Below are 12,975 nucleotides of genomic sequence, written 5' to 3'. Positions count from 1 at the left end.
CGGCACTTATTCCGATAGATACACCCTTACTTTTGAACCTTGCTTGATCTTCACCCCCGGATCAGGAGACTGGCTAACCACTTTATCCCCAGTTCCGCTTATATCCAAGTCCAAATTAATAAGCTGCTCCTGTAACTCTTTTTTTGTTAATCCGACTAAGTCAGGGGTTTCAATCATCGGAGTATCGGTCCACGTCATTTTCTTTTCAATTTGATCTTTTCTTTTCGGAACTCCCATTGCTTCTAAACTATCCCCTATAATACTCCCTGCAATAGGGGCCGCTACTACCCCACCGAATTGAACCGTACCTTTCGGATTATCGACAGCTACGTAAACGACTATTTCCGGATCATCCGCGGGTGCTACTCCCATAAAGGAAACGATATGATTATTCTCTAAGTATTTACCATCCTTTGCTTTTTGAGCGGTTCCCGTTTTCCCACCTACCCGATAACCATCTACAAAAGCTTTCCCACCTGTACCTTGTGCAACTACACTTTCCAATGCTTCACGAATTTGTTTTGATGTTTCTTCCGAGATGACCCTTTTCTTTATTTGAGGTGTTTTTCTCATCACCACTTCTCCACTTGAAGGGTCAATAAGCTCTTTTGCAATATACGGTTGATACAGGATTCCACCATTGACGGCTGCTGACACAGCGGCTACCTGTTGAATCGGCGTAACGGCTACCCCCTGACCGAAGGCGGTAGTAGCTTGTTCTACAGGGCCGACCCGATCAAGGTTAAAGAGAATTCCTTTTCCTTCTCCTTGAAGGTCTATGCCTGTCTTTTCTCCAAAACCAAAGTCATGAATATAGCTAAATAGTTTTTCTTTCCCCAGCCTCTCACCTAACTCTACAAATCCGGGGTTACATGAATTTTGGACCACTTCCAAAAATGTTTGGGTTCCATGTCCTCCACGCTTCCAACAATGGAGGGTAGAGCCCGCTACTTCAATATGACCAGGATCATGGAACTTTTCTTTATAAAGATCTACCTTATTTTCCTCTAACGCTGCCGCAAGAGTAATAATTTTAAATGTAGAACCTGGCTCATAGGTGCTCCAAATCGGTAAATTCCGGTTATATATTTCTTGAGGTACGTTTCGGAAATTTGCCGGGTCAAAGGTAGGACGGCTTGACATAGCCAATATTTCGCCATTTTTAGGGTTCATGGCAATGGCGATAATCCCATCAGGGTTGTAAGTGGCTTGTGCAATATCCAATTCACGTTCCACGATGGTTTGAACCTTCGTATCAATCGTCAGCTTTAAATCCAACCCATTCTCAGGCTTCTCAAAGTCATCTGCCATGTCAGGCATTCTTTTTCCTTTGGCGTCTGAGAAAAATTTCACATATCCTTTATCTCCACTAAGCTCCTCATCATATGAAAGTTCCAGCCCCATCAGCCCCTGATTATCAATTCCAGCGAAGCCAAGTACATGAGATAAATAACTGCCATATGGATAATAACGCTTAGAGTCTTCTCCTAAGTAAACCCCTTTTAAATTAAGGTCTCTAACCTCTTTCGCTTTTTCATATGAGATCTTTCTAGCTTCTTTAATCAGCACCATATTTGCCCTCTGTGTAACATATTTATATGCAGATTCCACTGAAATATTAAGAACAGCCGCCAGTTTATCCGCTGTACCCTGAGGATCAGTGATTTGTCTTGGAACGACGAATATCGTCGGTGCACTCTGATTTCCGGCAAGTTCTTCCCCATTACGGTCAACTATTTTTCCTCTTTCAGGTTGAAATGGGATATTTCGACTCCAAGAGTCCTTTGCTAAGCTTGTAAGCCAGTCCCCTTTAAAAAACTGAACATACCCCAGCCTTATATCAATAATGGAGAAAATCAGGACTCCTACTACAAGTGCTACCGCTAACCTCTTCCTAACAGTTACATTGGATACTCTTTTCACTAATGGAACCTCCCCTTCTATGGCTCGTTCCATTATATGCTTGGACTTATTGTGGTATGTTTGGAAATCCACGAAAGGAAAAGGAAAGCATATTCATTCACATCAATTTGACCGATTATTCCAATAAAAAAAGGGCGACTTCGATGTGAATGGCACTCATACACAAATCGGTTCAAAAGGAATAGATCCAGTTGCCGTTGAATGAGTCACATACATAAGTCAGCCCTTTTCATTTAATTTAGAGGTGGTTCTTCCGTATTCTCATTTTCACCTTGCTGTACTTGTTCTTCCGGGGTACTAAAGTTAACCACGAGAGGCTCTTCTTTTTCCACAGGTACTCCCGGTTGAATATTTTGACTGACGGCATAACCGTTCCCAACCATATTGATCTTCAGTCCAGCAAGATTTGCCACTTTAAAGACATCCCTTACAGACCATCCCTTCATATCAGGAATCGTGATGTCTCCATCGGTTTTGATCACAACTTTTTCCCCTTCAAGTATCGCACTTCCAGCTTGGGGCAGCTGCTTCTGAACCTCTGATCCGTTTCCAACAACAACGGGTGAAGCCCCTGCTTTTTTCAACTCTTCTTTAGCTTCTTCCACACTCATTTCTTTCGTATCAGGTAGAGACTGTTTTTTCAAACTCACTTTTTCCTGAGGTTTTATATTCAAGTATTTCAAGCTATTTTGCATGACAGGATTGAACACAGCCGCTACGGGATCCGAACCGATTTCAGTAGGTTCTAATTCGGGTTGTTGAATCCCTACATAGACAATTAGCTGAGGGTCATCAGCAGGTGCCATACCCATGAATGAAAATAGATAATTTTCTTTTCCGTACATATACCTTCCCGTTTCACGATCTGGTATTTGAGCCGTACCTGATTTTCCTGCAACGCTATAGCCTTCGATGGCAAAGCGGGTACCTGTGCCATTCTCAGATGTTACTGTTGATTCTAAGTATTCACGTACTTTTTCAGCAGACTCCTTTGTAATTGGGTTTCCAGCAACTTTTGGTTTTGTTTCTTCAACCACTTTCTTCGTATTCGGATCTACTATCTTCGAGATAACATAGGGCTGCATCATTTTCCCATCGTTCGCAATGGCCGATTCCGCTTGAATCATCTGCAGCGGGGTAACGGTTGTACCTTGTCCAAAGATCGTAGTGTATTTTTCAATCGGGTAATGATAAAGGATAGATCCAGAAGCCTCATGTGGTAACCCCACACCTGTTGGTTCTCCAAATCCAAAACTATTTAAATACCCTTCGAACTTCTTGAAACCGATTTTGTCCAGTAAATTCGCAAATGCCACATTGGAAGATCTTTGAACGCCTTCTAAATAAGAAATCGTCCCCCAACCTTCCCCTCCATTATGATCCCGGATAGGATTAGGAACATTATCAACATAATATTTACCAGATTCATAGGCTTCGTTCGGATTAAACTTCCCCTCATTTACAGCAGCAGCCAATGAAAATGCCTTCATAGTTGAACCCGGCTCAATCGTTTCCTCCACAATGAAGTTTGTCCAATTATCCAGTAGACCTTCTCTCGTGTCGGGATGAAAGGAAGGTCTTTGAGACATCGCAAGTATCTCTCCCGTTTTTGGATCAGATACGATCGCAAACATTTTCTTCGGTTTATATTTCTTTTGCACTTCATTCAGGGCTTCTTCTAAGAATGTTTGAACTTTCTTGTCAATCGTTAAGTAAATATCATTTCCATCCTGTGGTGATGTTACATGCTCATCTGCATTTGGTAATAAATACCCCCATACATCACTCTTATATTCCACTGAACCGTCCTTGCCACTTAACACATCATCAAAGCTTGCTTCCACACCCATTTTCCCTACGGTTTTGGAATCACCGTTATCCGAAGTGGACTTTTGCGCAAAACCAATAAGATGAGGCGCGAAGGAACCATTGGGATAAAATCGTTTCGCTTCTTTTCTGAATGTGATCCCAGGTATGTTTTCTTCTTTAATCTCCAGCATCATTTGATGAGTCAGGTCCCTACCAGCAGATCCAAATTCCACCTGATACGGCCCATCTTGATCGAGACGGTCATAAATTTCGCTCTCTTTCATATCAAGATATGGAGCCAGAGCCTTTGCTGTTTTCTCCGGATCTGTCACATGCTTAGGCTTTTTCGGATCACTCGTGATGCTGGGGTCTAAAATGGCCACGAGTGTATAGGCTGAAGTATCCTCGGCGATGACTTCACCTTTCCAGTCAAAAATCGTTCCCCTGTGAGCTTCTAAAATGTGACTTTTTATATATTTTTTTGCCGCTTGTGATGCCAGGACCTTACCTTCAGCTTCCCCGGTAACCTGAATCGTGACAAAGCGAACCATTAATACAAAAAAGAGCAAGCCGAAAATCCCGAAAAGGATGGCTGCCCCTATGTTCATGCTTGGTCTTTTTTTCATTATTGTTCAACAACCTTAACGTTCTTTTCTTTCAAATTAAGTCCAAGCTCTTTCGCTTTTTCAAGAATACGCTCATACGTACTAAGCTCACTTACTTGAAGCTTAAGATCATTATTTGCCTTTTCCTGCTTTTCAATGGTTGATTCAACATGCTGGACTTCTTTATTCACATCATAGATGGCAGCCTGTGTTGTCACAATCTGAACGGCTAAGAAGCAAAATACTGCTGCGAAAATCGCGACAAGGATCTTTTCCCCGGGTGTGATGACGGATCTTCTCTCTTCACTCAAGCGCTTTGGTTTGGCTTGAACGGATTGATTCTCAACTTTTTGCTGCTCGTAATTTCTGGCTAAGTTACTCAAAATTCTCCCTCCTGTTTCCTTCTATTTATATATTTTTTTCTGCGATTCTTAATTTAGCTGACCTAGCGCGATTATTTTCTTCTAATTCGTCATCACTAGGCAGGATCGGTTTTCTCGTTACAAGCTTAAGCTCTGCTTCATAACCTTCAGGAATAATCGGTAATCCCGGAGGCAGATCAGGTCCTGATGCCTTCTCCTTGAACATCGTTTTGCAAATGCGGTCTTCTAGGGAATGGAATGTAATCACGCTCACCCTTCCTCCCTTATGAAGAAGCTCTATCGCTTGTTCAAGTGAATCTTCAAAGGCCCCCAATTCATCATTCACGGCAATTCGTATGGCTTGGAAGACTCTCTTAGCAGGGTGACCACCTTTTCGTCTTGCAGGTGCAGGGATACCATCCTTAATGAGCTCGACAAGTTCACCCGTTGTTTCAATCGCCTTAATATCTCTTGCCGCTTCTATCTTTCTCGCTATTTGCTTTGAGAATTTCTCTTCTCCATATCGATAAAAAATCCGAACCAAATCTTCAAACGACCAATGATTAACCACATCATAAGCAGTTACTTCACCTTGCAAGTCCATTCTCATGTCGAGTGGAGCATCATGGTGATAACTGAACCCTCTTTCTGGAGTATCCAGTTGAGGCGATGATACACCCAGGTCGTATAGAATCCCATCCACACTATGTACTCCAAGTTGTTCAAGTTCTTCCTTTAGGTTTCGGAAGTTTGATTGAACGAATGTAACTCTATCCTGGTAGGATGAAAGCTTTTCTTTTGCGTGGTTGATGGCTGTTTCATCCTGATCGAAGCAATATAGATGCCCTTCCGGTGATAACTGGCTCACAAGATACTCGCTATGCCCTGCTCCACCCAGAGTACAATCTACATAAACTCCATTTTCTTTAATACTCAGACCATCCACCGTTTCTTTTAATAATACAGTTGTATGTTTAAACATGTTGACTTCACCTTTCCAATCGAACGTTTTGTGGGGGGTCAAATATCAAACCCTACCATATTCTCTGCAAGCTCAGCAAATGAATCTTCAGACTGTGTGAAATAGTCTTCCCATAATGATTTACTCCAAATCTCAATTCGATTGGAAACTCCTAAAATAATGCATTCTTTATCCAATTGTGCATAATTCACAAGTGTAGCAGGAATATTCACCCTACCTGTTTTGTCTAATTCACTCTCAGTCGCTCCCGAGAAGAAGAATCGAGTGAAGGCACGGGCGTCTTTCTTTGTCAGTGGTAGGGCTTTGAGCTTGTCTTCAAGAGCTCGCCACTCATCCATGGGATAACCAAATAAACATTGATCCAACCCTCGGGTAATGACAAATGAATCTCCGAGGTGATCACGGAACTTGGCAGGTACGATTAAACGGCCTTTATTATCAATGTTATGTTGATATTCGCCCATGAACATATGCACTGCCCCCACTTTCTAACACAAATGTACCACATCCCCCCACTTTTCTCCACTCTTTTATAAATTCTTTCCTTGCAAAATATTTCCTCTATTTTTCATTAGTCTTTTTCTCTCTTTTCCAGACAAGTTTTCACCGTTGAAATTTGTCTTTATTCAACGTAAAAAGGACCTAATTCGCAATATAAAACGAATTAGGTCCTTTAGTTTTTGTGCTTGTCGACTGGTAATATTGCATATTGTTTCCAATCAGATATATACCACTTTATGAGTTCCGTCAAAGGTGAAATCTTGAAGTGTCAGGTCTCTTACGAAGTTGGGTCCGTATTTGTTTAAGAAATAGAGAACATTCCACGTTCTTTCCTGCGGTCCTTCATTTGGCCTGATGCTGTTTTCCACCTTCATAAACTGATTAAAGGTTAATGAGTGCTTATCTTTCAGGGCTTTATCCACTTTGTTGCGTAAATAATCGAACTGACTCAAGTGGAATTCAAGGTTCTTTTCAATTATCGGATGTAATCCTTGATCAATACTAAGCGCCTGTTCGCGAATTCTCTCATACTTACGCTGGAGTTCTTCCTGGATTTCTTGCATTTCCAACTTTAAAGCGGGACGCTCGAGGGATTTCCAAAAAGCATCACGAGCAGTAGAAACACCTTCCGTAATCACTCCATGGAGCGTCAATTGAAGGTCATGAATTCTCTTATCTATTTCACGTTCCACGATGGTAATATTTAATCTCGGGACGACCGGCGGCATTTTTAAATCTACAAGTTCAAAGGCTTTTTTCAATTCGCCCCAATAGGCAATTTCACCAGGTCCGGCAACAAATGCGAGAGTTGGAAATAACCATTCCTGCATCATAGGTCTCGTGACCACGTTATTACTGAATGATTCTGGACTTTCTTCCAGAATGGATAGCAGCTCCACACTCGAATAAGTTTTACCACTATTCTTTTCAAAGAACGTATTCCCTTCTCTTTCTAACAAAGCCCTTTCGTTCTTAAGTTGAATAAAGAGATTGGCAGCTGCAGGGGAAATGTCTAATTGAGTACTATATCCATTTTTGCGGATTTCTTCTTGTTGCTCAAACACCGCATCCGATATGGATTGACTGCTTTCAATCAAATGGTGAAAATGTCTTGATTCAAGCTTCCTTAGTAAAGGATAGGCAGAATCAATCACCAATAAGCCGAAATCTTTGAATAAGCTCATCACAAAGTGGGCAAAGAATCGAACAATATCCTCTTCTTCATCAATCATTTCAGTAAGTTCCGATGCCAGTTGTTTTGTATGCTGTGTTTCTCCCAGTATCAATAGTATATCATCAAGCCATTTCTTCATCACTGGTTTCGTATACGTAATATGAGAGGTCATTTTTTTCTCTAATACTCTCTCCGGATATCCTACCTTTTCAACCTTTGATCCGTTTTCTACGTATATATGATTGACTTCTTGATAATCATGATCTTCTCCTGCAATCCAAAAAACAGGAACCACAGGATGCTTTAACTCGGCTTCCTGCTGTCTGGCTAATTGAATGACAGAAATGATTTTATGTATCGTGTAGAGTGGGCCAGTCAGCAGACCTGCCTGTTGTCCGGCGATGACGGTTACGGCATTGTTTCTCAATTTCCCCAACGATTCTTCAACCTTTTCAGATGATGGCAATGACTTCATGTAAGAAGAAATACATTCTGCAAGACCTTCTCTCTGAAATTGTCTCGAATCTAAATCTTTCATGCGATCTGAATAGACTGAAGAACTGTTTACGTTATAGTGGAAAAAAGAAGTGACGGGCTCTTCTTGTTTTAAGTATTGAGAGGCAAACTGATTTATTGCTGGAATGTTTAAGCTTTCCAATTCCATTTGAATTACTCCTTTTCTAGCTCTTTATATCCTAACGATGAGTATATCATTCCACATTAAGAAAAGGAAAAAACTTGCCTGTTCTTTTTTCTAATATAATTCTAGGATACGGAGGACCAGTCCTGTAATCATTAACGTTATATAAGCCGTAAAGAATAACAGGAAGTTCATCCGCCAGAAACCTCTCAATACCTTAGGGTAATGGATTTCCCCCTTTGCCTTCCAATACATGATGGCAAATAGAACGCCAATGGAGCAAATTACAAGGAAAATAAGCCATAGGTAAGAAGTTTGCCAAATGGCAATGACAATAAAGTGAACAGAGACGATTAGTAGAAAAGTCGTAATATCAATCGCCAAATGAACAGCTTTCCGATGGTTCTTCATGATTTCTTTCGCTAGAATGAAACTGATGAAATATCCCAAAAATGGGATCATTACAAATATGGCAATGATGGTCGAAAAAATCGAAGCCATTTTATCCCCCCAGACCTTCTCTTTCAATTCCTTTAACTAATCTGTAAACGACATTCATGATGGGTACAAAATGGTGTTCTTTATGTGCTTTTTCAAGTAGAACGCCTAAGATAGACTCTATTTCTGTTTTCCTACCGGATTCAATGTCTTTTAACATGGAAGATCTGTTTTGGTATGTATTGGTGCAAATTTTTTCAACCGCTTCAAAGGAAATAATCCCTTCCATTTGTGGAAAGAGGCGAAGCAGTTCCTGGAATAAATCCATTTGTAATTGATGCAAGTGTGGGTTTTCAACCAGCTTCCCGTTCGTTAACCGGGTTAAAGCCGTTAGAGGGTTAATTAGTACATTTACAAATAGCTTGGTTAGGAGCATTTCCTCGAAGTCTTGTTTTAATAAAAATGGAAAGGAAGGAATGCTCTGTGATACTAATTCTTCCATAACTCCCCATTCTCCTTTAATTAAAGCGAGATTTGTCTTTCCGTCTCCTAAATGATGGAGAGTGTGGTCGTTTTCTTTCAAAGAGCCATGCTCTACCGAACCAGCAAGTAAATTTTGGTGGGGCAATGATTTCACCCAATCCAGGTGCCCAATACCATTTTGAAGGAATAGTAGTGGTTGACGCTTATCCATAAGCTCTAACACATTTTCCAAGGACTTTAAATCATATTCCTTTACTGCCACAATCACTAGGTCAAATTCCAAGGGAACTTCTGTAAGAAGATCCGAATGGACTTGTGTTGTGAATGAAGAGGTTTCCCTATGTACATTTATGCCATTCATTAACAGGGACTGAACCTGCCCTTCTCTCCTTACAAGGAGAGTGACATCAAACTTCTGGCCCAAATACCCTGCAAATAAAAGGCCGACTGCTCCTCCTCCAATGATTCCTATTTTCATAAAGACTCCTTATCGTACATGTTTTTAAGAATAGTTTACCAAATTTTCCGTAACTAGAAAACCATAGGCTAAAAGAATCAGTCAACGTTCGAAAGAAAGGGCCCGTCCCAAAGGAACGAGCCCTATCCAACAATCTAAACAGGATATACGGGATGTTTTCTCTCACTAAATTGAACTTCTTTGGTTTCATAGAGCTTATAACGTTGAATTAATACGGAACGCAACTCATTCGGTGCTGTAATTTCATCTACTATTAATTCCGATGCCAATTTATAAATATCGATATGCTCTTTATATTCCTTCTGCTTTTCCTGTACATACTGTATTCTCTCTTTTGGATCTTCGATAGCTTGTATCTTATTTGAATAAACAGCATTTACGGCTGCTTCCGGTCCCATTACTGCAATTTGTGCAGTAGGGAGGGCAATACAAACATCAGGATCAAAAGCTGGACCTGCCATTGCGTATAGACCGGCGCCGTATGCTTTTCTTACAATGACGGATATCTTCGTAACCGTTGCAGAGCTCATGGCAGCAATCAACTTTGCTCCATGGCGAATAATCCCGGCTCTCTCTACTTTTGTCCCGATCATAAACCCAGGTACATCTGCAAGGAATAATAAAGGAATATGGAAGGCATCACATAACTGGATGAATTTTGCCCCTTTGTCTGCAGAATCGTGGAAAAGTACTCCTCCCTTTACCTTTGGCTGATTGGCAATGATCCCCACCACTTTACCATCCATGCGGCCGAAGCCTGTGATCAATTCAGGTGCAAAGAGTTTTTTCATTTCAAAGAAGCTGCCTTCATCGATCAATGTATCGATGCAATCGTACATGTTAAAAGGCGCATTTTGATGTTCCGGGATAATGTCTTCTAACAGCTTCTCATGCTTAGGGGCAAGACCATCCTTGACAGCAGGCTTCTGTTGATAATTCGCTGGGAAATAACTTAAATATCTCTTCGCTTCTTCAATCGCTTCCTCTTCAGAAGCTGCAAGAAGATCTCCACACCCACTGACAGTGCAGTGCATTCTTGCACCACCCATTTCTTCAAGCGTTACCTTCTCACCGATCACTTTCTCTGCCATACGAGGAGAACCAAGATACATAGAGGCATTCCCATCCACCATGATCACTATGTCACAAAAAGCAGGGATATATGCCCCACCAGCTGCCGACGGACCAAAAAGAACACATATTTGCGGAACCATCCCTGACATTTTCACTTGATTGTGAAAAATCTTACCTGCCCCACGTCGATTAGGGAACATTTCTAACTGATCGGTAATACGGGCTCCGGCCGAATCCACTAAATAGAAGATAGGCACTTTCAAATTAAGGGCGGTTTCTTGTATTCGGATGATTTTCTCAACGGTTCTCGCTCCCCAGGATCCAGCTTTAACAGTGGAATCATTGGCCATTACACAAACGGTCTGTCCACCTACTTTACCGATTGCTGTTACAACGCCGTCAGCAGGTAAATCTTCTGCCTTATTGTTTGCAAACATACCATCTTCTTGATAATCCCCATTATCAAATAGTTGTTGAAGTCGATCTCGAACAAACATCTTTTTCTGTTCTTTCAATTTCTCATGATATTTCGGCTGACCACCCGAAGCAATCCTTTCTCTCTTTTCCTCGAGAGTGTTGATGATCGTTTTAGATGTCGACATAGTATCCCCTCCGTCGTTTTATGTAAATGCGTAAACAAGTCAGAGATGTTCATGCCATCTCTGACTTAACGTTTTCATACTCCCATTAACTTTCAATAACGAGTAATACATCTCCTTCATTAACGAAATCCCCTACACTAACCTTAATTTCCGAAACTTTCCCTCCCGCTTCGGCTTCAACGGGAATTTCCATTTTCATTGATTCAAGCATTAATACAGTATCTCCTACAGACACTTCTCCACCTTGTTCTACCAGTACATTTAAAACCGTTCCTGCCATTGATGATGTAATTTCCTTCATGATTGATTCCTCCAGTTTGTTCTCTTTTAGTTAAATTTTATCAGGGACTAACATCCCCCATTCTTTTTACGTGCGGTTGGCTGTCAAGAAGTCCTGTAGCCATTTCGTGGTGTAAGACCCTTTGATAAAGCCTTTATCTTCAATGATTTCCTTGAATAGAGTGACATTCGTTTTGACTCCTTCAATCGTTACCCCTTCAAAGAAGACCTTGGCTTTATGTAATGCATCTTGACGATCGTTTCCTTTGATGATGCATTTGGAAATCATCGGATCATAGAATGGAGTGACCTTGTTTCCTTCTTCATATCCGCTGTCGATTCGAACATCTTCTCCTTTTCCCCATCGCAAGGTCATTAACTGACCTGGAGACGGGTAAAACGTCTTCGGATCCTCGGCATAAACTCTAAACTCAATTGCATGACCCTTAACAGAGATTTCCTCCTGTTTGCATAGAGGAAGGGGCTCTCCGGAAGCTACTAAAAGCTGCCACTTCACTAAATCTAATCCCGTGATGGTTTCAGTGACCGGATGTTCTACTTGCAGTCGAGTATTCATTTCCAGAAAATAAAAATTTTCATCTACATCAACAATAAACTCAACTGTTCCAGCATTCGTATAGTTGACTGCCTTACCTGCCTGTACAGCAGCGGCAAACATCTTCTCCTTCGTTTCTTGAGAAAGCGCGGGAGAAGGTGATTCTTCTATCACTTTTTGATTTCTTCTTTGTACAGAACAATTCCGCTCAAAAAGATGCACCAAATTCCCATGATGATCTCCAAAGATTTGCACTTCGATGTGTCTCGCATTTTCAATACATTTCTCAAGAAAGACTTCCTCTTTCCCGAAATAGGCTTTAGCCCGGTTTTTAGTAGAATCGAAGCTTTGAACGAGCGCTTGCTCATTTTCACACCGGATCATTCCGATTCCCCCGCCTCCACCACTGGCCTTCAACATGACGGGATAGCCAATATCGCTTGCTACACGCTTGGCAGCATCAAGGGTTTCGACCCCTCCATCACTTCCTGGTACGACCGGTACAGACGCTTCATGCATCACTCTTCTAGCTTCCACCTTGTCGCCCATCTTTTCAATAATGTCATGAGCCGGCCCGATAAAGGTGATGCCTTCTTCTGCAACTCTTCTGGCAAAGTCTGCATTTTCTGATAGGAGACCATACCCGGGATGGATTCCATCCACTTTTTCCTTTTTTGCTACATCAAGTATATTGTCCACTACCAAGTATGAGCGATTCACTTGTGATTCACCTATGCGGTGTGCAATATCCGCTTCTTTAACGAAGGGCATATCCTGATCTGCATCGGAATAAACCGCGACTGTTTGAATGTTTAGTTGTTTACAGGTTTTAATAATTCTTGAAGCAATTTCTCCCCTATTTGCAATTAGAATCTTATGCACAATCTCTCCCCTTTCTTCATAGAACACATCTGTTCATATTACGAATTCTACAAAAATCGTCGAAATCCTTCTTCTTAATTGTAAACGTTTTCTTAATTAAGTGCAGAATTTTTTGTTTATTTGTTATATAATAATAATAAATACTTGCTTGATCATTAAATCCGTTGCAAACGGATTCATGATTCAC

Annotated in this window: 11 protein-coding genes; all 11 read right to left on the bottom strand. The window is 41.2% G+C overall.

Translation table 11 applies throughout. The annotated features are described in order from the left end of the window. Nucleotides 1-6 precede the first annotated feature (6 nt). The gene (locus tag Q1B03_RS09455; protein WP_299740672.1) at nt 7-1,923 is read right to left on the bottom strand and encodes a stage V sporulation protein D; all 1,917 of its coding nucleotides are present in this window, start codon (nt 1,921-1,923) and stop codon (nt 7-9) included. Nucleotides 1,924-2,156: 233 nt separating this feature from the next. After that, nucleotides 2,157-4,358, bottom strand: a complete 2,202-nt coding sequence (locus Q1B03_RS09450) for a penicillin-binding protein (protein ID WP_299740670.1) — start codon at nt 4,356-4,358, stop codon at nt 2,157-2,159. Continuing rightward, nucleotides 4,358-4,720 carry a cell division protein FtsL gene (ftsL, locus tag Q1B03_RS09445; RefSeq protein ID WP_299740668.1) on the bottom strand — a complete coding sequence of 121 codons (363 nt, stop codon included), beginning with the start codon at nt 4,718-4,720 and terminating at the stop codon, nt 4,358-4,360. The genes Q1B03_RS09450 and ftsL overlap by 1 nt, the downstream gene beginning before the upstream one ends. Nucleotides 4,721-4,745: 25 nt before the next feature. Next, on the bottom strand, nt 4,746-5,681 hold the full coding sequence (gene rsmH, locus Q1B03_RS09440) for a 16S rRNA (cytosine(1402)-N(4))-methyltransferase RsmH (protein WP_299740666.1): 936 nt from the start codon (nt 5,679-5,681) through the stop codon (nt 4,746-4,748). A gap of 38 nt (nt 5,682-5,719) precedes the next feature. After that, nucleotides 5,720-6,151 (bottom strand): division/cell wall cluster transcriptional repressor MraZ, encoded by a 432-nt coding sequence (gene mraZ, locus Q1B03_RS09435; protein ID WP_148968656.1) that lies wholly within the window; start codon nt 6,149-6,151, stop codon nt 5,720-5,722. A 249-nt stretch (nt 6,152-6,400) separates the two neighbouring features. Further along, nucleotides 6,401-8,020 (bottom strand): bacillithiol biosynthesis cysteine-adding enzyme BshC, encoded by a 1,620-nt coding sequence (gene bshC, locus Q1B03_RS09430; RefSeq protein ID WP_299740662.1) that lies wholly within the window; start codon nt 8,018-8,020, stop codon nt 6,401-6,403. A gap of 90 nt (nt 8,021-8,110) precedes the next feature. Next, the gene (locus tag Q1B03_RS09425; RefSeq protein WP_299740660.1) at nt 8,111-8,497 is read right to left on the bottom strand and encodes a DUF3397 domain-containing protein; all 387 of its coding nucleotides are present in this window, start codon (nt 8,495-8,497) and stop codon (nt 8,111-8,113) included. Between the two features lies 1 nt (nt 8,498). Continuing rightward, the gene (locus tag Q1B03_RS09420) at nt 8,499-9,395 is read right to left on the bottom strand and encodes a 2-dehydropantoate 2-reductase (protein WP_299740658.1); all 897 of its coding nucleotides are present in this window, start codon (nt 9,393-9,395) and stop codon (nt 8,499-8,501) included. Nucleotides 9,396-9,529: 134 nt separating this feature from the next. Beyond that, a complete protein-coding gene (locus Q1B03_RS09415; RefSeq protein ID WP_299740656.1) occupies nt 9,530-11,071 on the bottom strand; it encodes an acyl-CoA carboxylase subunit beta in 1,542 nt (513 codons plus the stop codon). A gap of 85 nt (nt 11,072-11,156) precedes the next feature. Next, a complete protein-coding gene (locus Q1B03_RS09410; RefSeq protein WP_299740654.1) occupies nt 11,157-11,372 on the bottom strand; it encodes a biotin/lipoyl-binding carrier protein in 216 nt (71 codons plus the stop codon). 66 nt (nt 11,373-11,438) lie between these two features. Further along, nucleotides 11,439-12,788 (bottom strand): acetyl/propionyl/methylcrotonyl-CoA carboxylase subunit alpha, encoded by a 1,350-nt coding sequence (locus tag Q1B03_RS09405; RefSeq protein WP_299740652.1) that lies wholly within the window; start codon nt 12,786-12,788, stop codon nt 11,439-11,441. Between the last annotated feature and the right edge of the window lie 187 nt (nt 12,789-12,975).

It is taken from the genome of uncultured Rossellomorea sp. (assembly GCF_947488365.1).
GTDB lineage: Bacteria > Bacillota > Bacilli > Bacillales > Bacillaceae_B > Rossellomorea.
This window is presented reverse-complemented; position numbering and strand designations above follow the sequence as displayed.

Bases quoted from the DNA above. Each gene is read 5' to 3' on its own strand.
- bshC (WP_299740662.1), bottom strand. From the start codon at position 8,020: ATGGAATTGGAAAGCTTAAACATTCCAGCAATAAATCAGTTTGCCTCT.
- Q1B03_RS09420 (WP_299740658.1), bottom strand. From the start codon at position 9,395: ATGAAAATAGGAATCATTGGAGGAGGAGCAGTCGGCCTTTTATTTGCA.
- Q1B03_RS09410 (WP_299740654.1), bottom strand. From the start codon at position 11,372: ATGAAGGAAATTACATCATCAATGGCAGGAACGGTTTTAAATGTACTG.
- Q1B03_RS09425 (WP_299740660.1), bottom strand. From the start codon at position 8,497: ATGGCTTCGATTTTTTCGACCATCATTGCCATATTTGTAATGATCCCA.
- Q1B03_RS09415 (WP_299740656.1), bottom strand. From the start codon at position 11,071: ATGTCGACATCTAAAACGATCATCAACACTCTCGAGGAAAAGAGAGAA.
- Q1B03_RS09450 (WP_299740670.1), bottom strand. From the start codon at position 4,358: ATGAAAAAAAGACCAAGCATGAACATAGGGGCAGCCATCCTTTTCGGG.
- mraZ (WP_148968656.1), bottom strand. From the start codon at position 6,151: ATGTTCATGGGCGAATATCAACATAACATTGATAATAAAGGCCGTTTA.
- rsmH (WP_299740666.1), bottom strand. From the start codon at position 5,681: ATGTTTAAACATACAACTGTATTATTAAAAGAAACGGTGGATGGTCTG.